Below are 23,602 nucleotides of genomic sequence, written 5' to 3' on the forward strand. Positions count from 1 at the left end.
TGGCATGCTTCTTGGCTTATCGCCGCCTGGATTTAGAAGCCGCCGCGGCTGGCGTCCTCCGGCGGCAGCACGGGCCAGTCACCCTCGATAACAGCGGCGGGCTTGGTCTTGCGGAGGTACTGCTGGAAGTCAGCGGCCTGGCTGACCGCCCAGTCCACTTGAAGCTGGTGCAGCTGGCCGGCCGGCATGCTCAGCTTGGGGAACTTGCCGGCCATGGCATCGAGCATGCGCAGCGTGGCCAGGGCGTCCGCGGCAGATGTGTGGGCGTTTTCCAGCTCCACGCCATACTCCTCGCACAAGGCCGTCAGCGTCCTCTTGCCCTTGCGGTACCGGTCCACCTGCTTGTTCATGATGTAGGGGTCCAGGACGGGGAACCGGCTCAGCTGCGGCACGCCATAGCGGGCCGACTCGGCGGCCAGGACGGTGAAGTCGTAGCTGGCGTTGAACGCGATCACCGGAACGCCGTCGTCGAAGAGCCCCTGGAGCACGGCAGCGACTTCTTTGGTGACCTCGGCCGCAGGCCGGCCGTTGCTGCGGGCGTGTTCGGTGGTGATCCCGTGGATGTCGCTGGCCTCCGCCGGAATCTCAACCCCCGGGTCGGCAAGCCACTCATGCTCGCGAATCACGTTGCCGGAGTTGTCCACCACGGTGACAGAAGCCGTCACGATCCGGGCGGCACGGGAGTTGCGGCCCGTGGTTTCGAGGTCGAACGCGGCCCGGGGGAGAGTGTTCCAAGTGCTCATGGCTCCAAATTACCCGGAGCCACCGACAGTGAAGGTCCTTGCCCCGCGCGTGTCCGGCATGGTGTGCGAAGACACGCTGTGGGAAGGCGCACACGGCGCCTGTCGTGACAGCCGATGGTGCGTGCCGGCCGATAGTCTGAAGGCATGCGCGCGGAGTACGTGGAGGCGGTTTTGGCGGTGGTTGACCTCATCCCGGCCGGTTCGGCGGTGGCTTACGGCGACGTCGCTGAGCTTCTTGGCGCCGGAGGGCCCCGGCAGGTGGGGTCCGTGCTGAGCCACTACGGCAGCGGAGTCCCCTGGTGGCGGGTGCTGCGGGCCAGCGGACTGGCCCCGGATGGCCATGAGTCCGAGGCCCTCACCCACTACCTGCAGGAGGGCACACCCCTGCGCGGGGACTACCGCGGGTTTGCCAAGAGGGGTGAAGGACGGTGGCGGGTGGATCTTACCGCGGCGCGGTGGGCGCCGTCCGACGCCGATTTTGACGCCCTTGACGTGATCGCCGAGCGGCTGGAGGCGTTGCTGCGAAAATTGTCGGTCCCGGATGATGGAATGTCCGTGTGACCGTAGCACTCGACCAAACCTCCGCCGATCAGGCTTCCGCACTCACTTCGGAGCGGGACCACGGGGATTCTTTCTCCGCCGCCCCGTTTCGCCCTACGGGTCTTCGTTTGCTGCCCCCTCGCCAGGTGCACTCCCGGGTTCCGGTCCTCACAGCGGACCAGCAGGCCGCCGTCGAAGTGCCCCGGGGAGCTGGCCCCGTACTGGTCCCAGGAGCGCCCGGCACCGGCAAATCCACCGTGCTCATCGAAGCGGCAATCCGCCGGGTGGAGTCGGAAGGGGTCGACCCGGAGCGCATCCTCATACTCGCCCCCGGACGCCTTGCGGCCGACACCCTGCGGGACCGGTTTACTGCAAGGCTGAACAGGAGCCTGAGCACCACCCCGGCCCGCACCTGGGCGGCGTATGCCTTTGACCTCATCCGCCGTGCCAAGGCAGAAGGGCTCCTGCCGCTGTCAAAGGCGCCGCGGCTCCTGTCAGGCCCCGAGCAGGACCTCATCATCAAGGAACTGCTGGAGGGTCATGCCCTGCCGGGCCTCGGGCTGCCCTGGCCCGATGACCTCGCGGCCGCCCTGCCTACGCGCGGGTTCCGGCATGAGGTCCGCCAGCTCTTCGACCGGATCACAGAGACGGGCCGGACCGCCGAGGACCTCGTTGACCTGGGCCACGCCTGCGGACGGCCGGACTGGATCGCCGCTGCGGCACTGTATGCCGAGTACCGCGATGTCCTCGACCTCCGCATGCCGGAGGCGTTCGATCCCGCCGGCATCATCACCGCAGCCCGCCAACTCTTTCAGGATTTCCCGGACTTCCTGGCGGCCGAACGCGACCGTCTCCAGCTGATTCTTGTGGACGACATCCAGGAGGCCAATCCAGCCGTCTTCGAACTCCTGGCCGATGTGGCCGCCGGCAAGGATGTCTACGTGACGTCCGCACCGGACACTGTGGTGCAGGGATTCCGCGGAGCGCGGCCGGACCTCGTGGCCGAGCTCCCGGGCCTGCTCGGCGGCGAGGAACGGACAACCGCTGAGAAGCCGCTGTCCCGTGCCCACCGCCATCAGCCGGCCGTCGCCCGGGCCTGGCTCGGGGTGGCGGACCGGATTTCCCTCCGGGCCGGCGGCCAGCTCGCCCGCCGTCTGGACCCGGTTGGCTCCGACCCTGCGGATATTGCCGGGGAACGCGCTGACGCCACCCCGCCGGCAGGCGGCACCGTGGAAGCCCATCTGCTGCCCTCGGCTGTGCATGAGCAGCGGTACGTGGCCCAAAGAATTCTCGAGGCGCACCTCCGGGACGGGCGGTCGTTCGAGGACATTGCCGTCATTGTCCGGAACGGCGGCCAACTGAGCCAGCTACAGCGCTACCTCTCCGGCCAGGGCATTCCGGTGCGGATTCCGGTGGCTGAATCCGCCGTGCGCGACGAAGTGGCCGTCCGTCCGCTGCTCGACGCCTACGCGGTGGCCCTGGATCCGGAAGTCCTCACGCCCGAATCCGCTGTGTCGTTGCTTACTTCCCGCATTGGAGGGGCCACGTCCCTCGAACTGCGCCGGCTTCGCCAGTCGCTGCGGCGGGAGGAGCTGCTCGGCGGCGGCGGCCGCTCCAGCGATGCCCTGCTCGTGGAGGCGCTCCTTGAACCCGGCGCGCTCGGTGCACTCGGCATCGAGGGCCGCTCGGCCCGCAGGGTCGCCCGGATGGTCCAGGCCGGGCGGAAGGCCGTTGCCGAACCCGGGTCCAACGCCGAAACAGTGCTGTGGGCACTCTGGCACTCCACCGGCCTCGCGGCGGCATGGACGTCCGCTGCACTTGCAGGCGGGCTGGTGGGAGCCCGGGCGGACCGGGACCTGGACGCCATGATGGCTCTGTTCCACACGGCCGAGCGCTACGTGGACCAGATGCCCGGATCCGGCCCCGAACAGTTCCTCGAATACCTGCTCAACCAGGAACTGCCCATGGACACCCTGGCCGCGCGTGCCCAGGTTGACGACGCCGTCGAGCTCATGACGCCTGCCAGTGCCGCCGGCCGGGAATGGCCCTTCGTCATCGTTGCCGGCCTGCAGGAAGGTGTCTGGCCCAATACCCGACTCCGCGGCGAGCTCCTTGGCAGCACACTGTTCGCGGACGCCGTCGAACATGGCGTGGAGTATGCGCTCCAGCTCGGCCCGCTGAGCCGGCTGCGGGAGATCCGCTACGACGAACTCCGCAGCTTTTCGACGGCGGTATCCCGGGCCAGGGACGTGCTGCTGTGCACCGCCGTGTCGTCGGAAGATGAGCAGCCGTCCTCCTTTCTGGACTACGTCGCGCCGCTGCTGCCGGACCAGGAGGGGCGCGGCTACACCCCGGTGGAACGGCCCCTGACGCTGCGTGCGCTCGTGGCCGAACTCCGCCAGTACGCCCAGCTGGACGGCCGGCTGGCCGCAGAGGCGGACGAGGCCGTGCGTGTCCTGGCCCGGCTAGCCACGGCGGAGCCGCCAGTTCCCGGAGCCCATCCGGACTCCTGGTGGGGGCTGCCCCCGCTGACGTCCGTGGACCGTGTTGTGCCTCCTGGCGGCACCGTCTACGTTTCGCCGTCCAAGGTTGAGTCGGTGCAGAAGTCGCCGCTGGACTGGTTCGTCCAGGCCGCCGGAGGCGAGGCGGCCACGGACTTCGCCCGCAGCCTCGGCACCCTGGTGCACGCCATCGCCCAGGACCTCCCCGATGCCAGCGGAGCCGAATACCTTGCCGAACTCGTCCAGCGTTGGCCGGCCCTGGGCATGAAAGACAACTGGGAAGGCAAGCTGGACTTCCGCCGAGCGGAAGCCATGGTCCGGAAACTGGCGCAGTACATCCTCGTCATGCGCAGCGAGGGCCGGCGGCTGGCCGGCGTCGAGCAGGACTTCGAGGTGAGCCTGCCCGAGCCAGGGGCTGTTCCCCGCGGCGATGTTCCCACCGATGCAGGCCCTCGGTCAGCCGTCCTGCGCGGACAGGTGGACCGGCTGGAGATCGACGGCGAAGGGCGGCTGGTGATCGTCGACCTCAAGACGGGCAAACGGCAGCCGGGCAAGGCCGAACTGGGCCGGCACCCGCAGCTGGGCGCCTACCAGGCGGCCGTTCTGGCTGGCGGCTTTGGCGCCACCGCGGCATCCGAGGCCGAACCGAAGCCCGGCGGCGCCGTGCTGGCCCAGCTGGGCACCACCACCAAGAGCCCGGGTATCCAGCACCAGGATCCGCTGGACCCGGCGGATAACTGGGCGATGGAAATGGTGAACGACGCAGCCGCGGTGATGTCCGGCCACGAATTTGAGGCAAGGCACGATCCCGCCAAGGCCGGCTTCGGCGGCCACGGCTGCCGGTTGCCGGAGGTATGTCCGCTGTGTGCGCGGGGAAAGCAGGTTACCGAATGAGCCGGACGGCGGAGCTGCCCGAGCCCAGATTCAGTCCGGAAGAGTTGACCGTCCTGCTGGGCGAGAAAAACCTCCCGACCGCGGAACAGTCGGCCATCATCTCCTCGCCGCTTGCACCCCGGCTCGTCATCGCCGGGGCGGGCTCAGGTAAGACCGCCACCATGGCCGACCGCGTCGTCTGGCTGGTCGCGAACGGCTGGGTCAGGCCGGAGGAAGTCCTCGGTGTCACCTTCACGCGGAAGGCTGCCGGCGAGCTGGCCAGCCGCATCCGCGCCAAGCTCAGCGCGCTGCAGCGGACCGTCACCGGTGACGCCGCCGGCACTGGTGACTCTGGTGGTGCCGTGGCAGGGGCACTGCTCAGCGCCGACGCCCTGGAGCCGAAGGTTTCCACCTACCACTCGTTTGCCAGCGGCATCGTCTCCGACTACGGCCTGCGGCTCGGGATCGAGCGGGATGTCGTACTGCTGGGCGGCGCGCAGGCCTGGCAGCTGGCCAGTGAGGTAGTTGAAGCGTTCGACGGGGAGTACTCGCACTTCAGGGTGGCCAAGTCCACCCTCGTCAAAGCCGTCACCCAGCTCGCGGGGGAGTGCGCGGAGCACCTCCAGCAGCCGGACGGTGTCCAGGACTGGCTGATGCAGCGGCTCACCGAGTACGAGGCCCTGCCGTACGCGGCAGGGGCAAAGAAGAACCCCAGCCAGGCCGCCGGCGAAGTCGGAGCCATGCTCCGGACACGGGCAAGTGTGGCAGAGCTCGTGGGTCGGTATGCGGAGGCAAAGAGGGCACGCGGTGCCCTGGACTTCGGCGACCTCGTGGCGCTCGCGGCACGCGTGGCCCGCGAGGTGCCCCTGGCCGCCGAGATGGAGCGCCAGCGCTACAAGGTGGTGCTGCTGGACGAATTCCAGGACACGTCACACGCCCAGCTGGTGCTGTTCTCCAGGCTCTTCGGGGACGGCCACGCCGTCACAGCCGTGGGTGATCCGAACCAGTCCATCTACGGCTTCCGCGGGGCGTCCGCCGGACAGCTGTTCCACTTCGTCAACGAGTTTCCGGTCTGCGAGGACGGCCAGCCAGGGACGGCGTCCCGGCGTCCCGCCCCCGTTTCATACCTGACCACTGCCTGGCGGAACGGCCGCAATATCCTGGCCGCGGCCAACCTCATCTCGGCGCCGCTCAGCGCCGCCGCGGCCCAGGGCGGGCCGGCAGGGCAAAGGTCCTCCAGCGCCGCCGTAGAGGTGCCTGCGCTCCGGCCCAGCCCCGCCGCGGTGCAAGGCCGGGTGGTGATCGGCCGTTTTGCCACCGATGAAGATGAAGCAACGGCGATCGCCAAGGATCTCCTGAGGTTCCGGGCCACGGATTTCGACGGTTCCTCCCCGGAGCCGCGCATCCAACCGGCCATGGCCGTCCTGTGCCGGAGGCGCGCACAGATGGAATGCCTCCGCAAGGAATTCGAGGCCACAGGCATCCCGTACGAAATCGTGGGCCTCGGGGGCCTGCTGGACACTCCCGAAATTGTGGACCTGGTGTCCACGCTGCGGGTCCTGGCCGACCCCGGACGGTCGGATTCCTTGATGCGCCTCCTTGCCGGAGCCCGCTGGCGGATCGGTCCGGCTGACCTCATGGCGTTCCGGGACTGGTCCGCGTTTCTGGCCCGGCGCCGCGGCATTGTCGATGGCGGCCGTGGACTGGGCGGAAACGATCCGTCCGGCGACGAGGAAGCGGACGCCGCCGACGTCGTTATCGAGGGCGACATCACCGACGCCGCAAGCCTCGTCGAAGCCCTGGACTGGCTGCCCAAGGAAGGATGGACGTCGGCTCACGGCCGCAGCCTGACCCCTCCTGCACTGGAGCGGCTGCAGCGCCTGGGCACGGAGCTGCGGCAGCTTCGGGCGTTGATGGGGGAGGACCTGACCACCCTGCTGGGCGAGGTTGAACGGGCCATGCTGCTGGACATCGAGGTCGCTGCGAGGCCAGGCTTCAGCATTCACCAGGCGCGGCGGAACCTGGATGCGTTCCAGGACGCGGCCGCCGGGTTCCTGCAGACATCCCACCGGGTGGACGTCCTGGCCTTCCTTTCGTGGCTGGAAGCGGCGGCATCGGAGGAGGGCGGCCTGGACGTGCCGCCCGCGGACGTCAACCACGAGGCCGTGCAGCTGCTGACGGTGCACGCCTCGAAGGGACTCGAATGGGACGTCGTGTTCGTGCCCGGCCTGAACTCGGGCGCGTTCCCCAGCAGCCGTGATTCGAGGTGGAGCAGCGGCTCCGCGGCCCTGCCCTGGCCTCTGCGCGGCGACCGTGCCGATCTTCCGCAGTGGGATCTGGACCAGCCGGACCAGAAGGGCTGGCTGGACGCCGAGAAGATGTTCAAGGCCGACGTCCAGGCCCACGGCGAGGCTGAGGAACGGCGGCTGGCCTATGTTGCATACACGCGGGCCAAGCACGTGCTCTGGGTATCCAGCGGGGCCTGGGTGGGCGGACGCGGCGGGATGGCGGAGATGTCGCCGTTCCTTGCCGAGCTGGCGCCCCTGGCCGAAGAGGAAACTGCTGAGATCCACCCTAATTCTGTCGATGAGGAATCCCTGCCCCAGGAAAGTCCCCTGACCCGGGAGCTGGAGGTGGCGGCCTGGCCGTACGATCCGTTGGAAGGACCTGTGGACCCCCGCAGCGGGAACCGGTTGCGGCTAGTGCCGGGACGGCGGGAAGCGATGGACCGTGCCGCCGGGCGGCTGCTCGCCGAGATCGCCGCGGTCGAGGCCGGTACGCCGGGGCTCCCCGCGGGCCAGGGTCTCCGTGCCCAGGCCGCCGGCTGGGAACGTGAAGCCGCAGTCCTTCTGGAACGCCGCTTGAGGCGGGCCCGGAGCCGCGACGTTCATCTGCCCGGGCACATCTCAGCGTCCACCCTTGTTGACCTGGGTGAGGACGCCGAGGCCGTGGTCCAGCGGCTCAGGAGGCCTGTCCCGCGCGAACCGGGGATGTCGGCGCGCAAGGGAACTGCCTTCCATGCCTGGGTGGAAGAGTACTTTGGAACGGCGGGCATGCTGGATCTCGGCGAAGCGCCGGGCTCTGACAACCACATTGACGAGGCCTACGGCCTGGACGACATGGTGGCTACATTCAAGGACTCCCGCTGGGCACACAGATCGCCCGCCTACGTCGAAGTCCCCGTGGAGACCCGGATCGGCGACGTTGTTGTCCGCGGCCGCATTGACGCGGTGTTCCGGGACGCCGACGGCGGCTGGGACCTCGTGGACTGGAAGACCGGCCGCCGGCCGTCGGCAGGGCAGCTTAAGACCAAGAGCGTCCAGTTGGCTGTCTACCGGTTGGCCTGGGCCCGGCTCAAGGGCGTCCCGGTGGAGGAGGTCCGCGCTGCCTTCTTCTACGTGGCGGACAACCATGTGGTGCGCCCCCACGACCTGGCGTCAGGCGCCGAACTGGAAGGGATCGTGGCTGCCGCCCTCGCCGGTTAGGAAGCGCCGGCCGGTTTTGAAGACCGGCGGGTTCGGATGCGCAGCCCGGCCAGGCCGCCCTGGAAGGCTAGGTCGTCTTCGCGTCGACCACCGTGAGGGCAACAGTGGAGGTGTCGGCGCCGGAGGGTTTCGGAGCCGGGGCTTCCTGGTTCCCGTCATCCGAACCGGGGAATTCGGCACTGTCAGATGCGCCAGCATCCTCCGCCGCGTCATCATCCGCTGCATCGTGCGAGGCGTCCTGCCCTGCCGGCGGGCCGGTGGTGCCCCCGGCGTTCTCCCTGTCCGCCGGGATGGGCGTCACCTTGACCGGGACCGGTGCCATGTCAACAGGAATGGGCGTGACATGGACGGCGGGCATGGCCTCCGAGGCGTCGGTGGCTGCCGGGGCATCCACGAGGCCGGGAGCGGCCGCTGCCTGGCCGGTTGGCGGGGAGTCGGGCTTGGCCGGGGGCAGCGGTTCCACACTGATGGGCTGGCCGCCGTATTCGGCGATGTCGTCGGCCAGCGTGGAAAGCATGCCTTCCGCCTCAGCGATCATGTCGGCGTCGGCCGCCGCGATGCCCTTGACGAGGTACTGGGCCAGCGCAAACTCGGCGGAGAGCGCGGCGCGGCGCAGCAGGTGGTTGTCGGGCGCGTCGCGGCGCTTCGCGGTGTAGTGCTTCACCACGGCATCGACGAATTCGTGCTCATTGGATGCCACGAGCCAGGCGAGGTCGTCAGCGGGGTCGCCGATGCGCAGGTCGGTCCAGCCGGTCACGGCGGTGACGCGGTGGCCGTCGACCAGCAGGTTGTCCTCGTGCAGGTCACCGTGCACCACGCAGGGGTTGAAGCGCCACAGTGAGACGTCTTCCATGGCGTGTTCCCAGCGGCGGAGCAGGAGGGCGGGAATCTTGCCCGTGGTCGCGGCCATGTCGAGTTCGTTGAGCCTGCGCTGCCGGAACTCGTTCGGGGTGTAACTGGGCAGGTCGGCGTTGCTCACCAGCGCGCGGGGCAGGTCGTGAATGGCCGCCAGCGCCGTGCCGATCTCCTTCGCCAGCTCCTGCGGGCCCGCCGTCAGCTCTTCGACGGTGCGCGTGGTGCCTTGGAGGTGGGAGTACACAAAAGTGGTCAGGTCCTGCTGCCGGACGGTGCCGGCCACGGTCGGCATGAGAAACGGCAGTTCGGCCCGGATGGCGGGCGCGAAAGCACGCAGTACCAGGAACTCCGTCTCCAGCCTGGTGCTTGCTTCCGCGTGCCGGGGGGAGCGGACGCGCCAGCGCTTGCCTTCGGCATCAAGAAGGAGGGCCGAATCAAAGTCCGCCGGGTCGTCCGGGGCAGAGCTCACTGCAGTTGGGCTCAGTCCGGGGACTGCCGCGGTGGCCACAGCTGCCAGTTCGATTGGTTCTCTTCTCACGGTTCCACGGTAGATTGAGCGGCGTCCAAGACAATGATGTGTCGCGGCGAGTCTTGAGATCCGCCCAAATATGGGTACGGCGAGGCGAGTGGAAACTCACTGTCCGGGGCTGCCGCTGCCCTCCTGAAATGTAAATTGTCACTGCGAGTCAGTACGGTGGATACATGAGTCATGCGGAGGCCGCTGCGCCGGTCGGTCAAGCGGCGGGCGCCATCACGGAAAACCAGCTGCCGGCAGGCCAACTGCCGGCCAACCAACTCTTCAATACCGTGCTGCCGGTTCGGCCCGCAATGGTCAACAGGGGGTCGGTTGAACGGATGAGGCCTGGCCTCATTCCGGACCTGCTGGCGGCGGGAACCGCCAAGGCCATGCTCCTGTCCGGCCGGCATGCGCTGGTCCACGGGGACGCGCTCGTCCTGGCAGAGGCCGGACCGCTGCTGGACCGGCTTGAGGGAACGGCGTCCGGCCCGGCGCACGTCATCTATCTCGGCGCGGCCCTCGGCTCCGAGGACCTGCCTGCCGGAACGGGTGTCCTGCTCTTCATTCTGCCGGAACCGGTGGACCCCGGTACTGCAGGCCTGCCCGCCGACGCCACCTGGGAAGGCTTCCGGGACGTCGCCGCGCAACTGGACGCCACGCACACCGCCCTGTTCGTTGAGGCCAGTGCCATTGCCAACTGGCACGCCACCCACACCCACTGCCCCCGGTGCGGCGCCGTCACCAACGTGGAGGCCGGCGGATGGGTCCGGCGGTGCCCGGCCGACAACTCCGAACACTACCCGCGCACGGACCCGGCCATCATCGTCACGGTGGTTGGCCCGGACGGCCGCGTCCTGCTGGGCGGTGGCGGTCCGCTGGATGCGAAGAACTACTCCACCCTGGCCGGATTCGTCGAGCCCGGGGAATCCCTCGAACAGGCCGTCGTCCGGGAAATCCAGGAAGAGGTGGGCGTGCGGGTGCGGGCGTGCCAGTACCTCGGCTCCCAGTCGTGGCCGTTCCCGGCGTCCCTCATGCTCGGCTTTACAGCCGTCACCGACGACACAGAAGCAAAGCCCGACGGCGTCGAGGTCACCCGGGCGCGCTGGTACAGCCGGGAGGAACTCCAGGAGGCAGTGCTCAGCGGTGAAATTACCATCTCCACCCGGCTCTCCATCGCCAGGTCCCTCATCGAACACTGGTACGGCGGCGTGATCCAGGACCGTCCGGCTGACGACTGACCGGCGCGCCGGCCGGCAACATGCACACCGTTGACGCCACCATGGCGGAGCAGCCCATCCATCCATATGAAGCAAGCAGCAAGAAGTGACGACAGAAATTCCTGATGGCAACGCCTCCCTGGAGGACCGGATCCTAGGCGGCCTCGACGCGGAGCAGCGGGAAGTGGCCACCACCCTGACCGGCCCGCTCTGCGTGCTCGCCGGAGCCGGCACCGGCAAGACCCGCGCCATCACCCATCGGATCGCCTACGGCGTGCACTCGGGGGTCTACAGTCCGCAGCGGCTGCTGGCGGTCACATTTACGGCACGGGCGGCAGCGGAAATGCGCAGCCGGCTCCGCGATCTTGGGGTTGGGAACGTCCAGGCCAGGACGTTCCACGCGGCCGCGCTGCGGCAGCTCCAGTTTTTCTGGCCGCAGGCGGTGGGCGGGGCGCTGCCCAACCTGCTGGACCATAAGGCACAGATGATCGCCGAGGCCGCCCGCCGGCTTCGGCTGAGCACCGACCGTGCCTCCATCCGCGACCTGGCGTCAGAAATAGAGTGGGCCAAGGTATCCATGCTGACGCCCGCCAACTATCTGGAAAACGCGCAGGACAGGGGCGCGCCGGGAGGCTTTGACCTTACGGCCGTGGCCCGCGTGTTCCAGGCCTACGAGGACGTGAAGACCGACCGCAACGTCATCGACTTCGAGGACGTCCTCCTGATTACTGTGGGCATCCTGCAGGAAGACCCCAAGGTGGCGGCGACGGTCCGGGAACAGTACCGGCATTTCGTGGTGGACGAATACCAGGACGTTTCCCCGTTGCAGCAGCGCCTCCTGGAGCTCTGGCTCGGCGGCCGCAACGAGCTGTGCGTTGTGGGTGACGCCAGCCAGACCATTTACTCGTTCACCGGCGCATCCCCGAAGCACCTCCTCGGGTTCAAAGCCCAGTACCCGGACGCGAACGTGGTCAAGCTGGTCCGGGACTACCGCTCCACTCCGCAGGTGGTCAAGCTGGCAAACGATCTCCTCGCCTCGCGCCGGAGCGGCGGACCGGCGGCCGATGCTGCCTGGGCCGCGCCGCTGAAGCTCGTGGCCCAGCGGAACCCCGGACCCCTGCCGCAATTCACAGAATGCACGGATGACGAAGCCGAGGCTGCGACGGTCGCCGGCAAGATCCGAACACTCCTTGACAACGGCGTGCCGGCGAGTGAGATCGCTGTCCTGTTCCGGACCAACGGCCAGTCAGAGGCCTACGAGCAGGCTCTGGCGTCCGCGGGGATCGGCTACCAGCTGCGCGGCGGCGAGCGGTTCTTTGCCCGGAAGGAGGTCCGCGACGCGATCCTCCAGCTCCGTGCGGCCACCCGTGCCGTATCCGAGTCCGATCCCCAGCCGCTGGGCCAGCTGGTACGCGACATCGTCGCGTCGCTGGGTTACACGGACACTGCCCCGCACAGCGGCGGTGCCCTGCGGGAACGCTGGGAATCCCTGGCCGCGCTGGTGGCTCTGGCGGACGAGCTGGCGCAGAACCGGGGGCCGCAGTTCGGCCTGGCTGACTTCGTCAACGAACTTCAGGAACGCTCCGTTGCCCAGCACGCCCCCACCGTCCAAGGGGTCACGCTGGCTTCCCTGCACGCGGCGAAAGGCCTCGAATGGGACGCGGTTTTCCTCGTCGGGCTGAGCGAAGGCCTCATGCCCATCTCCTTCGCGGACGATCCCGCCGCGGTGGACGAGGAACGCCGGCTGCTCTATGTCGGCATCACGCGGGCCCGCGAGCACCTGTCCCTCTCGTGGTCCACCGCGCGGACCCCCGGCGGACGTGCCAACCGGAAACCGTCCCGCTTTCTTGACGGGCTGCGCCCGGACTCGGTGGCCAGCTCCACCGAGCGGGGGAGGGGACCCGCGCCGCGCCGCAAGGCGGCCGCCCCAGCATCCTGCCGGGTCTGCGGCAGCATGCTGGCCAGCGGAGCCGAGCGGAAGGTTGGCCGCTGCAGCCAGTGCCCGCCCAGCTATGAAGAGCAGACTTTCAACGCGCTCCGTGAATGGCGCAAAGAGGTCGCTCACTCCGCCGACGTCCCGGCCTTCGTGGTTTTCACGGACGCAACCCTGACTGCCATCGCCGAAGCCCGGCCGTCCTCGCTCGAGGAACTGGCCCGCCTCGCGGGCGTGGGCCCGTCCAAACTGGAGCGGTACGGCGAGGCAGTCCTCGCGGTGCTGACGGAAAGCAGCACACTCTGATGCCCGGAAAACAGATGCCCGCAAAACAAGTGACCAGCACTCCATTAGTCACCCATGACGGGGCTCCGGTTGAGATCCGTCGCTCTGCCCGCCGGCGCCGCACGGTCGCGGCCTTCTGGGAGAACGGCACTGCCGTCGTCGCGATCCCCGCCCACTTTAGCCGGGCGCAGGAGGCGGACTGGGTTCACCGCATGCTGGAGAAGCTCCGGACCCAGGGGGAGAAGCGTTCCAGCGGTGCGGGGCGGCGGCCTTCGTCGGACGCGGCGCTGGCCGCGCACGCGGCTCAGCTCTCGGCCAGGTACTTGGGCGGCAGGTCGGCCCCGACATCGGTCCGGTGGGTCAGCAACCAAAACTCCCGCTGGGGTTCGGCCACCCCCTCGGACGGGTCCATCCGGCTTTCAGACAAGCTCCGGCCCATGCCGCAGTGGGTCATTGACTACGTGCTGCTGCACGAACTGGCGCACCTGCTGGTGGCAGGCCATAACGCGGCGTTCTGGAAGCTGCTTGAGGCCTACCCCGAAACGGAGCGCGCCAAGGCTTTCCTCGAGGGCGTGTCGTTTGCCACGTCCCGCGGCCTGCCGGCAGGCGAAGCAGCACCGGCTCTTTAACGACCGCTGGTTGAGCTGGCCCCGCTGGTTGAGCAGGCCCCGCTGGTTGAGCTGGCCCCGCTGGTTGAGCTTGTCGAAACCAGCTCAACCAGCGGATACGCCTAGCTCTTCGGAGCGTCGCCCTCGTCGCCGGCAGATTTTTCGCCTTCGGTGGTTTCGTCGCCGTCACTCTTCTCGGCGTCGCCCTCGGCGGGGCTGTCAAAGCCGCCGTTCAGCAGCTTCTGAAGGGCATCGTCCACTTCGCTGTCACTGGCCTCGGCGAGCTTGCGGCGTTCGCTGAATCCCGTGGGATCGTCAAGATCCTCGGCGGTGGGGAGCAGGTCCGGATGCTTCCAGATGGCGTCGCGGCCGTCGATGCCGCGCTCGGCCTTGAGTGACGCCCACAGCGTGGCGGCTTCGCGGAGCCGGCGGGGCCGCAGCTCCAGTCCGACGAGGGAAGCGAACGCGTGTTCCGCGGGACCGCCGGTGGCCCGGCGGCGGCGGACCGTTTCGCGGAGCGCTGCGGCGGAGGGAAGGACCTTTTCGGTGGCGGCTGCGGTAAGCTCGTCCACCCATCCCTCAACGAGGGCCAGCGCGGTTTCCAGCTTCTGCAGTGCCTGGTCCTGTTCGGGCGTGCGCTGCGGCATGAAGACGCCCTGCGATAGGGCCTCCTGAATTCCCTCCGGGTTGCTGGGGTCAAGGTCCCGGGCCAGCTCCTCGATCCGCGATGTGTCGATGTGGATGCCGCGGGCGTAGGCCTCAATGGCACCGAGCAGGTGCCCGCGCAGCCACGGAACCTGGACGAACAGGCGGGCATGGGCGGCCTCGCGGACGGCGAGGAAGAGCCGGATGTCGTTTTCGGGAAGGCTGAGCCCCTCGCCGAACTTGGCCACGTTGCCGGGAAGCAGCGCCATCTCCAGATCGGCCAACGGAACTCCGATGTCCGTGGAGCTGACCACATCGGTGGACAGGGCCCCGATCGCCTGGCCCAGCTGCATGCCGAAGATGGCACCGCCCACGTTTTGCAACATGGACGAGGCGCCGCCCATCATGGACTTCATCTCCTCCGGCATCTGCTCCGTCATGGCGGTGGAGAGGGCGTTGGCCACACTGTTGGCCACGGGCTCCGTAAGTCGCTTCCAGGTGCCGAGTGTCTCCTCCACCCATTCGGCGCGGGACCACGCCTTCCCGATGAGGCCGGTAGCGGGCAGGTCGGTGACCTGGTCGAGCCATAGCTCGGCCAGCCGCAGCGCCTCATCCACTTCGCGTGACTGCGCGGAGGTGACTGAGGGGTCGGAGCTGCCTGCGGCGACGCGGCGGGCGTTGTCATGGGCGAGCTTCCAGTTGACAGGGCCCTCCGAGGGCGCGCTCATCATGGCCTGCACCTGGGAGAACATCTGGGCCAGCAGGTTGGGGTCGTTCGGCAGTCCGGCTGCTTTGGCCAGTTCTGCGGGGTCAATGTCACCCAGGCCCTTGCCGCCCATGAGGTTCTGCAGCATCTCCGCTAGCGGATCCTTTGGATTTTCGTCGCCATTGGACGGATTGAGTGGATTGGAGGTCATGATCCCGCCGATCGTCGGTGTGACTATTAATCAACTTCACGCTACCCCCGTGCGGGAGCGGCTGTCTGCCGAAAGCGGGGACGTTCGCTGTAGGCAAAGAGCTAACGGCAGGCCCGGACGCGTACTGTTAGAAGCCGGAACGTATGTAGGCTGCGCCCCGGCCGTCCGCCGGGCTGCGGCCGCGGTGCAGCGCTGAACGACGCGGTGCGGAGAGGTCCTTCAGTGACGATTACCAAGGGCGGCCAGCCCGCAGAGGAGTCCCCGGCGCCCGCCGCCGGCGGCGGGAATCCCGACGGAACCGGGGACGCCCGCCGGTCCCGGCGTGGCCGGGGGAGGGATCCCCGCATCTCCGCCATGACGTTGTCCGGGCTCCTGGCGCTCGGGCTGGGCGTGACGGCCGCCGTCCTTCCGGTCCCGTATGTGGTGGAATCGCCCGGGCCGACGTTCAACACCCTGGGCACGGAGAATGCGACGCCAGTGATCAGCGTTTCCGGCCGCGAGACGTTCCCGGCCAAGGGGAACCTCGACCTGACCACTGTCTATGTCGACGGCGGCCCCAACGGTCCCGTCAGCGTCTTTGAGGCGTTCTCGGCCTGGCTGGACGGCTCCAAGGCGGTGTATCCCGAGGAACTGATCTTCCCGGCGGGTGTGACCAAGGAAAGCTCGCAGCAGGAGAGTGCCGTGGCCATGGCCACGTCGCAGGAGAACGCGGTGGCGGCGGCCCTGAAGGGGCTGGATATCGCCTACACGCAGAAGCTCGAAGTGGCCGACCTGTCCGAGGGCTCGGCCGCGCAGGGCAAACTGCAGAAGGGTGACATCTTCACTTCCATCAACGGTAAACCCGTCACCTCACTGGAGGTGATCCAGGACGAACTGGCCGCCGGAAAGGAAAAGCCGGCCGTCGTCGTCGTAAGCCGGGACGGCAAGCAGGTCACGGAAACCGTGACACCGGCGAAGAACCCGTCCGGACGGTACATCCTGGGCGTACTGCTGCAGTACCGCTTCACCTTCCCGTTCGATGTGAAGATCTCCCTGGACAAAGTGGGCGGCCCGAGCGCCGGGATGATGTTCGCCCTGGGAATCATGGACACCCTGACGCCCGGCGATCTCACCGGGGGAAAACACATCGCGGGGACCGGCACCATCAGCCCCGACGGCGTGGTAGGCCCGATCGGCGGCATCGCGGTGAAGATGCATGGAGCCCAGGCTGACGGCGCCACCATGTTCCTGGCTCCGGCGGCGAACTGCGCAGAGGTTGTGGGTCATATTCCGGACGGGCTGCAGGTGGTCAAGGTGGAAAACCTGGACGAGGCAAAATCGGCCGTCGAACTGGCCGCCAAGGGCGCCGACACTTCGGGCCTTCCGGGCTGCACCAACAACTAGACTAAATCGAGGAACTAAGGCTCCGGTCCGCTCGTGGCACTTATTGACAGCATGCGCCGACGCTATGCACGCGTTCCACTGAAAACTTAAAATTAATACCAGCAACTGACAAAAAGCTATGAGGTACGAGTTTGTCCCGTCCTGCCAGCCCCACCCCGCCCGGAAAACTCCAGACAAGGCGAGGTGCCTTGACGCCCACGCTCATCGTCGTTGCGCTGGTTGTTGTCGGGTTCATCTTCTTCGCCAATGTGTGGACGGACGTCCTGTGGTACCAGCAGCTTGGCTACTTCGAAGTGTTCCTGACGGAGAACCTGGCCCGGATCGGCATTTTTGCCGCCGGCTTCCTACTTATGTTCGCGGCCGTGTTTTACGCGATCCGCATCGCCTACCACGCCCGGCCCGTCTATGCGCCGGACTCGGAAATCCGGGATAACCTCAACCGGTACCAGGCGCAGCTGGAACCCGTGCGGCGTGTGGTCATGATCGGGCTGCCTGTGCTGTTTGGGCTCTTCGCCGGCAGCGCCGCCTCCAGCCAGTGGCAAAAGGTCATGCTGTTCTTCAACCAGGAGTCCTTCGGCCAGAACGATCCGGAGTTCGGACTGGACATCGGTTTTTACCTGATGACGCTGCCGTTCCTGGGCTTCGTCACCGGGTTCCTGATCAGCGTGGCAATCGTGGCCGGCATCGCGGGCATCCTCACGCACTACCTCTACGGCAGCATCAGGATCATGGAACGCGGCATCTTCACCAGCCGCGCCGCGCAGATCCACCTCGCTGTCACCGGCGCTTCGTTCCTGATTCTGCTGGGCCTCAACTTCTGGCTGGACCGCTACTCCGCACTGCAGAACAGCGGTGGCCGCTGGGCCGGCGCCCTGTACACCGACGTCAACGCCGTCATTCCCACGAAGGCGATCCTGGCCGTGGCAGCGGCACTGGTCGCCATCCTCTTCATCGTCGCAGCCGTCATCGGCAAGTGGCGGCTTCCGGTCATCGGCACGGCGATGCTTGTCATCACCTCCATCCTTGCTGGCGGTGTCTACCCGTGGGTCATCCAGCAGTTCCAGGTCCGCCCCTCCGAGCAGACCCTTGAACGGAAGTACATCGAGCGCAACATCGGCATGACCCGGGCAGCCTACGGCCTGGACCAGGTAAAGGTGGAGCGGTACAACGCCACCACCACCACGACCGCCGGCGCCCTGGCCCCGGACGCGCAGACCACGGCCAACATCCGGCTCCTGGACCCCAACCTGATCTCGGACGCCTTCTCGCAGCTCGAGCAGTTCCGCCCGTACTACCAGTTCCCCAAGGCGCTTAACGTCGACCGGTACATGGTGGACGGCAAGATGCAGGACACCGTCATCGCGGTGCGCGAGCTGAACCCGGACGGCCTCAGCGCTGATCAGCAGTCGTGGCTAAACCGCCACATCGTCTACACGCACGGCTACGGCGTGGTCGCCGCGAAAGGCAACAAGTTTACGGCCGACGGAAAGCCGGAGTTCCTGCAGTCCGGCATTCCGTCCACCGGCGTCCTGGGCAACGATGAGACGTATGAACCGCGCATCTACTTCGGCGAGGACTCCCCGGAGTACTCGATTGTGGGTGCCCCCGAAGGCGCGCCGCACCGTGAGCAGGACCGCCCGGCGTCCAAGGACGGCGGCGAGACCCAGTACACCTTCACCGGCAACGGCGGGCCGAACGTCGGCAGCTTTTTCAACAAGGTCCTGTACTCCATCAAGTTCCAGTCCTCGGATCTGCTGCTGTCCGACGGCGTGAACGACGCCTCCCAGATCCTGTACGAACGCAACCCGCGTGAACGCGTGCAGAAGGTGGCGCCTTACCTGACGGTGGACGGCAATGCCTATCCCGCCGTCGTTGACGGCCGGGTCAAGTGGATCGTGGACGGCTACACCACCAGCCAGTACTACCCGTACTCGCAGCAGGAACAGCTTTCCGACGCCACCACGGATTCACAGACCACCGCCGGCCGCAACGTGGCACTGCCCAACAGCTCCGTCAACTACATCCGCAACTCGGTCAAGGCCACTGTTGATGCCTATGACGGTTCCGTCACCCTCTACGCCTGGGACGACCAGGATCCGCTCCTGAAGGCCTGGCAGAAGGTGTTCCCTTCCACCCTGAAGCCCTATTCGGAGATGTCCGCCGCTGTCATGAGCCACGTCCGCTACCCGGAGGACCTGTTCAAGGTGCAGCGTGAGCTGCTGGGCCGCTACCACGTTACGGACCCCGTGAGCTTCTACAAGAACGACGACGCATGGAGCGTGCCGAACGATCCCACCGTGTCCGAGGAGGTCAAGCAGCCGCCGTTCTACATGTCACTGCAGATGCCGGACCAGAAGGCGCCGGCGTTCCAGCTGACGTCGTCCTACATTCCGCAGGTGGTGAACAACAACGCCCGCAACGTCCTCTACGGCTTCCTCGCAGCGGATTCCGACGCGGGATCGAAGAAGGGCGTCAAGGCGGACAGCTACGGGCAGCTCCGGCTGCTGCAGGTTCCGCCCGAAGCCCAGGTGCCCGGCCCCGGCCAGGCGCAGAACAAATTCAACTCGGATCCCACCGTCTCGCAGGCGCTGAACCTGCTGCGGCAGGGCGCATCCGATGTGCTCAACGGCAACCTGCTGACGCTTCCTGCCGGCCGGGGCATGCTCTACATCCAGCCGGTGTACCTCAAGTCCACGGGTGAAACCTCCTATCCGACGCTGCAGAGGGTACTCGTGGCCTTTGGCGACAAGATCGGCTTCGCGCCCACCTTGGACGAGGCTCTCAACCAGCTGTTCGGCGGCCGGTCCGGAGCGACGGCCGGTGACTCCGACAACAACGGGCAGACGCCCGCACCGCCCGGCGGCGGAGGCGCCACTCCGGCCCCCGCGGCGGACGCCAAGGCGGCGCTGAAGGCGGCGCTGGATGAAGCAAACGCGGCCATCAAGGCCGGCCAGGAGGCGCTGGCCAAGGGCGACTTTGCGGCGTACGGCGAGCAGCAGAAGAAGCTGTCAGCGGCGCTGAAGAAAGCGCTCGACGCCGAGGCCAGGATTGGCAGCACCGGCACAGCCAGCAGCCAGACCTCGCCGTCCGCGACGCCGACGCCGACACCCAGCAGCTGACTGACAGCCGCTTGGCTGGACGCAGCTGAGTAAGTGAAGGCCGGCCCTCCCCGTGACGGGGATGGGCCGGCCCTTCGCGTATGGACGGGGCCTAGAGCTCCGGAGACGCAGATCACGTCGTTTGGATTTGGCCTCCTGTTCACCGGCCGGTAGAGTAGTTCTTGCGACGCGGGGTGGAGCAGTTCGGTAGCTCGCTGGGCTCATAACCCAGAGGTCACAGGTTCAAATCCTGTCCCCGCAACTGAAGAAAAGACCCGGATCACCGTATGGTGGTCCGGGTCTTTTGCTGTCCGGAGAGTTTCTGCCAAGCGAAACAGCAGTGGTCAAAGCCTCCGCAAAAGTAGGGTATTGTTGATCAAGCGACGCGGGGTGGAGCAGTTCGGTAGCTCGCTGGGCTCATAACCCAGAGGTCACAGGTTCAAATCCTGTCCCCGCAACCAGAAGGAAGCCCTGGCCACGATGTGGCTGGGGCTTTCTGCATTGCCGGAGCATTTGTTCATGTGCTCGGGGTTCCTAGTATTCTCTTTCGCAGGGCCCGGAATTCCTGGCCGGCGCAGGGCGCCTACACTGGTCAGTCATTCTCGAGAGGAATGGATAGCTCGATGTCCACAACGAAGAACAAGTCCGGCACTGCCAGGGGCAAGCGCGCCAGGCTGTACTGGGCGGTGCCTGCAGCGCTCGTGGCACTGGTGCTGGTCGTGCTCCTCGCAAAGTGGATCACCGGACTGTCCGCCGTTGCCTCCTTCATGGAGGACTACCCCGGGCATTCCGAGCTTCCCGCAGGCGCCCCCGTCGGCTTCCCGGCCTGGCTGGCCTGGCAGCACTTCTTGAACGCCTTCTTCCTGCTGCTCATTATCCGTTCAGGATGGCAGGTCCGTACCACCACCCGCCCCGGCGGATACTGGACCCGGAACAACAAGGGCCTCATCAAGACCCGGACGGCGCCCACCAAGATCAGCCTGGAGCTATGGTTCCACCTCACACTTGATGCGCTGTGGATCCTCAACGGACTCGTCTTTGTGATCCTGCTGTTCGCTACCGGCCAGTGGACGCGGATCGTTCCCACATCCTGGGATGTTTTCCCGAACGCCGTCTCTGCCGCCCTGCAGTACGCTTCGCTGAACTGGCCCACCGAGAACGGCTGGGTCAACTACAATGCCCTGCAGCTGCTGACCTACTTCGCCACGGTGTTCATCGCCGCTCCGCTGGCCTTCATCACGGGCCTGCGGATGTCCGCCGCGTGGCCCAAAAAGGCCGCCGGGTTGAACAAGGCCTTCCCCATCGAGGCCGCCCGGGCAGTGCACTTCCCGGTGATGATCTACTTCGTGGCCTTCATTGTGGTGCACGTGTTCCTGGTCCTGGCCACCGGCGCGCTCCGCAACCTCAACCACATGTACGGCGCCAGCGACGACGTGAGCTGGGTCGGTTTCTGGTTCTTCGTGGCGTCAGTTGCGGTCATGGTTGCGGCATGGTTCCTGGCCCGGCCGCTGTTCCTGCGTCCGATCGCGTCCCTCATGGGCAAGGTCACCAGCCGCTAGCCCGCCGGCGTTGCTGCCGCCCGGCTGCTCACCTGTCCTTGAGCCGCTGGTAAGTGTCCAGCGCCCTTTCCCGCGATTCCGGCAGGCCCACCAGCGGCTGGGGGTAGCCCGAAGCCGCCGCCGGGTTCTTCCACGGCTCGTGCACCGTCCGGTCATCCAAGTCTGCGAGTTCCGGTAGGTAGCCGCGAAGGTAACTGCCACCGGCGTCGAACTTCTTGCTCTGCGTCACCGGGTTGAAGATGCGGAAGTAAGGGGACGCGTCCGCGCCGGAGCCTGCCACCCATTGCCAGTTGGCCGGGTTGTTCGCTGCGTCGGCGTCGACCAGGGTGTCCCAGAACCAGGCCTCGCCCACGCGCCAGTCCGCAAGCATGTTCTTCACCAGGAACGACGCCGCAGCCATCCGCACCCTGTTGTGCATCCAGCCGGTCTGCCAAAGCTGCCGCATGCCGGCGTCCACCAGGGGATAGCCGGTGTGCCCCTGCTGCCAGGCTGCCAGTTCGGCGTCCGACGGCGTTTGCCAGGCAAAGTGGTCGAACTCCCGACGGTAGTTCTGCGTGGCCAGGTCCGGATTCTCGTACAGCAGCTGCCAGCAGAACTCACGCCAGCCGAGCTCACTGCGGAAGATCCCGACGTCGGCCGGTGCATGCCGCGGGAACCGTTCCCGGAGGGCATGCCAGACACGGAAGGGACTGATCTCGCCGAAGCGCAGGTGCGGTGAGAGGCGGCTGGTGCCCTCGACGCCCGGCAAGTCGCGGCCCCTGCCGTAGTCCTCCGCTGGACCGTCGAGAAAATATTCCAGCCGGTCGTGGGCGCCGTCCTCGCCCGGGGTCCACGTCCCGGCGAGGCCGCCACTCCAGTCCGGCTTGCGCGGGAGGAGCCGCCAACTGTCCAGCCGGTCACCGGCCGGCGGGCCGCCGGACGTTCCGGCCGCGGGCTGCGGAAACTGGTCCGGGGCATCGGCAGGAAGGCGCGGTTCGGCACCGGTCAGGCAGGAACGCCAGAACGGTGTGAAGACCTTGTACGGCCCGCCTGAACCGGTGCGCACCGTCCACGGCTCGAACAGCAGGTTTGCCTGGAAACTGGTGGTCACAATGCCCTGCCCGGCGGCCCACTCCTTGATGCCTGCGTCGATGGTCCGCTCCGGCTGGCCGTAACGCCGGTTCCAGAACAATCTGCCGGCGGCGGTCTCGGCAGCCAAATCCTCCATGATTGAAGCGGCGGGGCCCCGGCGCAGCAGGAGCCGTGACCCGCGCGCTTCGAGTCTGGCGGCGAGGGTGGACAGGGAGTGGTGGAGCCACCACCTGGCTGCCGCGCCCAGCGGGCGGATGCCGGGGGAGTCCTCGTCGAGGATGTACACCACCGTCACCGGATCCGGCAGTGCAGCCGCGGCGGCGAGGGCTGGATTGTCGTCGAGGCGCAGGTCGTCACGGAGCCAGACAATGGTGGAAGCCATGGATTCACGCTACACGTCCTGGAGACGGCAGAGGCCGGGATCCATGTGGATCCCGGCCCCGTAGCGGTGCGCGGTGTGGGCCGCAGCCTTACAACTTGTCGAAGTCCGCCTCGTCAACGGTGGACGACGAAGAGGAGGTTGCATTGTCCCCGGCCCCGATGGCCGGCTTGGCGTTGCCTGACTTCAGCGCGGCAAGCCGGGCCTCGATCTCGGTCTGCTCGCCGAGATCCTCGAGTTGATTGAACTGGGCATCGAGGCTCGAAGCGGCAAGCTCCTGCTGGCCGCGGACCTTGGCCTCTTCGCGCCGGATCTTTTCCTCGAACCGGCCCACCTCGCTGGTGGGGTCCAGAATGTCGATGCTGCGGAGCGCGTCGTGGACCTGGGACTGTGCGGCCGCGGTCTTGGAGCGGGCCACCAGTTCGTTGCGCTTGCTGGTGAGCTGGTTCAGCTTGCCCTTCATCTGGTCCAGGCCGGTCTTGAGGCGGTCCACCACATCGGACTGGGAGGCGATGTTGGGCTCGGCGGCGCGGGCCTCATTTTCCGATGACATCTGGCGCTGCAGTGCCACCTTGGCCAGGTTGTCGAACTTCTGTGCATCGGCCGCGTTGCCGGCGCTGCGGAACTCATCAGCCTTGCGGGAGGCCGCCAGGGCCTTGTTGCCCCAGTCCTGCGCGTTCTTGATGTCCTCGTTGTAGTCGTCCTGGAGCATGCGCAGGTTTCCGATGGTCTGGGCCACCGCGGACTCGGCTTCGGCAATGTTGTTGGAGTAGTCCCGGACCATCTGGTCCAGCATCTTCTGCGGATCCTCGGCCTGGTCCAGCAAGGCGTTGATGTTTGCCTTCGCCAGCTGCGCCATGCGGCCGAAAATGGACTGCTTAACCATGGTGTTACCTTTCGTCCTGCTCCGTGTGTGCCACTGAATACAGTGAACTGTTGTGATACCGCTTCTATCCGCCGGCCCGGCGGCCGGGCCGGCGCTTAGTTTTGCCG

14 protein-coding genes and 2 tRNA genes are annotated in these 23,602 nt (G+C 67.2%); 11 read left to right on the forward strand and 5 right to left on the reverse strand.

What is annotated here, in order from left to right; genetic code table 11:
* Nucleotides 1-32: 32 nt before the first annotated feature.
* The gene (locus DBZ45_RS21085; RefSeq protein WP_111905773.1) at nucleotides 33-743 is read right to left on the reverse strand and encodes a 3'-5' exonuclease; all 711 of its coding nucleotides are present in this window, start codon (nucleotides 741-743) and stop codon (nucleotides 33-35) included.
* 144 nt (nucleotides 744-887) lie between these two features.
* Between DBZ45_RS21085 and DBZ45_RS21090 the strand changes: the two genes are divergently transcribed.
* From DBZ45_RS21090 to DBZ45_RS21100, 3 genes are all read left to right on the forward strand, one after another.
* Nucleotides 888-1,304 carry an MGMT family protein gene (locus DBZ45_RS21090; protein WP_111905774.1) on the forward strand — a complete coding sequence of 139 codons (417 nt, stop codon included), beginning with the start codon at nucleotides 888-890 and terminating at the stop codon, nucleotides 1,302-1,304.
* 125 nt (nucleotides 1,305-1,429) lie between these two features.
* A complete protein-coding gene (locus DBZ45_RS21095; protein ID WP_223257220.1) occupies nucleotides 1,430-4,678 on the forward strand; it encodes an ATP-dependent helicase in 3,249 nt (1,082 codons plus the stop codon).
* Nucleotides 4,675-8,142, forward strand: coding sequence for an ATP-dependent helicase (locus DBZ45_RS21100; protein WP_111905775.1), 3,468 nt, complete (start codon nucleotides 4,675-4,677; stop codon nucleotides 8,140-8,142). Before DBZ45_RS21095 ends, DBZ45_RS21100 begins: the two co-directional genes overlap by 4 nt.
* A gap of 67 nt (nucleotides 8,143-8,209) precedes the next feature.
* On the opposite strand, the gene DBZ45_RS21105 is transcribed toward DBZ45_RS21100, so the two are convergent.
* Nucleotides 8,210-9,535 (reverse strand): macrolide 2'-phosphotransferase, encoded by a 1,326-nt coding sequence (locus DBZ45_RS21105; RefSeq protein ID WP_223257205.1) that lies wholly within the window; start codon nucleotides 9,533-9,535, stop codon nucleotides 8,210-8,212.
* Between the two features lie 164 nt (nucleotides 9,536-9,699).
* Between DBZ45_RS21105 and nudC the strand changes: the two genes are divergently transcribed.
* From nudC to DBZ45_RS21120, 3 genes are all read left to right on the forward strand, one after another.
* Entirely contained in the window at nucleotides 9,700-10,752 is a 1,053-nt protein-coding gene (gene nudC / locus DBZ45_RS21110) for an NAD(+) diphosphatase (RefSeq protein WP_111905777.1), read from the forward strand.
* Between the two features lie 85 nt (nucleotides 10,753-10,837).
* The gene (locus tag DBZ45_RS21115; RefSeq protein WP_111905778.1) at nucleotides 10,838-12,970 is read left to right on the forward strand and encodes an ATP-dependent DNA helicase UvrD2; all 2,133 of its coding nucleotides are present in this window, start codon (nucleotides 10,838-10,840) and stop codon (nucleotides 12,968-12,970) included.
* Nucleotides 12,971-12,984: 14 nt separating this feature from the next.
* A complete protein-coding gene (locus DBZ45_RS21120; RefSeq protein ID WP_111906008.1) occupies nucleotides 12,985-13,578 on the forward strand; it encodes a M48 metallopeptidase family protein in 594 nt (197 codons plus the stop codon).
* Between the two features lie 101 nt (nucleotides 13,579-13,679).
* Here the strand turns inward: DBZ45_RS21120 and DBZ45_RS21125 are convergent, their stop codons facing one another.
* On the reverse strand, nucleotides 13,680-15,119 hold the full coding sequence (locus DBZ45_RS21125; protein ID WP_111905779.1) for a zinc-dependent metalloprotease: 1,440 nt from the start codon (nucleotides 15,117-15,119) through the stop codon (nucleotides 13,680-13,682).
* A gap of 222 nt (nucleotides 15,120-15,341) precedes the next feature.
* On the opposite strand from DBZ45_RS21125, the gene DBZ45_RS21130 reads away from it, so the two are divergent.
* The 5 genes from DBZ45_RS21130 (at nucleotide 15,342) to DBZ45_RS21150 (ending at nucleotide 21,159) form a co-directional block, all read left to right on the forward strand.
* Nucleotides 15,342-16,502 carry a YlbL family protein gene (locus DBZ45_RS21130; protein WP_111905780.1) on the forward strand — a complete coding sequence of 387 codons (1,161 nt, stop codon included), beginning with the start codon at nucleotides 15,342-15,344 and terminating at the stop codon, nucleotides 16,500-16,502.
* Between the two features lie 131 nt (nucleotides 16,503-16,633).
* On the forward strand, nucleotides 16,634-19,621 hold the full coding sequence (locus DBZ45_RS21135) for a UPF0182 family membrane protein (RefSeq protein ID WP_111905781.1): 2,988 nt from the start codon (nucleotides 16,634-16,636) through the stop codon (nucleotides 19,619-19,621).
* 167 nt (nucleotides 19,622-19,788) lie between these two features.
* Nucleotides 19,789-19,862 (forward strand) — tRNA-Met (locus DBZ45_RS21140).
* A 122-nt stretch (nucleotides 19,863-19,984) separates the two neighbouring features.
* Nucleotides 19,985-20,061 (forward strand) — tRNA-Met (locus tag DBZ45_RS21145).
* A 162-nt stretch (nucleotides 20,062-20,223) separates the two neighbouring features.
* On the forward strand, nucleotides 20,224-21,159 hold the full coding sequence (locus DBZ45_RS21150; RefSeq protein WP_111905782.1) for a cytochrome b/b6 domain-containing protein: 936 nt from the start codon (nucleotides 20,224-20,226) through the stop codon (nucleotides 21,157-21,159).
* A 28-nt stretch (nucleotides 21,160-21,187) separates the two neighbouring features.
* On the opposite strand, the gene DBZ45_RS21155 is transcribed toward DBZ45_RS21150, so the two are convergent.
* The gene (locus tag DBZ45_RS21155) at nucleotides 21,188-22,612 is read right to left on the reverse strand and encodes a cryptochrome/photolyase family protein (RefSeq protein WP_111905783.1); all 1,425 of its coding nucleotides are present in this window, start codon (nucleotides 22,610-22,612) and stop codon (nucleotides 21,188-21,190) included.
* Nucleotides 22,613-22,700: 88 nt separating this feature from the next.
* Nucleotides 22,701-23,495: a PspA/IM30 family protein gene (locus DBZ45_RS21160; RefSeq protein WP_111905784.1), complete on the reverse strand. Its 795-nt coding sequence runs from the start codon at nucleotides 23,493-23,495 to the stop codon at nucleotides 22,701-22,703.
* Between the last annotated feature and the right edge of the window lie 107 nt (nucleotides 23,496-23,602).

This window comes from Arthrobacter globiformis (assembly GCF_003261175.1).
Classification (GTDB): Bacteria; Actinomycetota; Actinomycetes; order Actinomycetales; family Micrococcaceae; genus Arthrobacter; species Arthrobacter globiformis_A.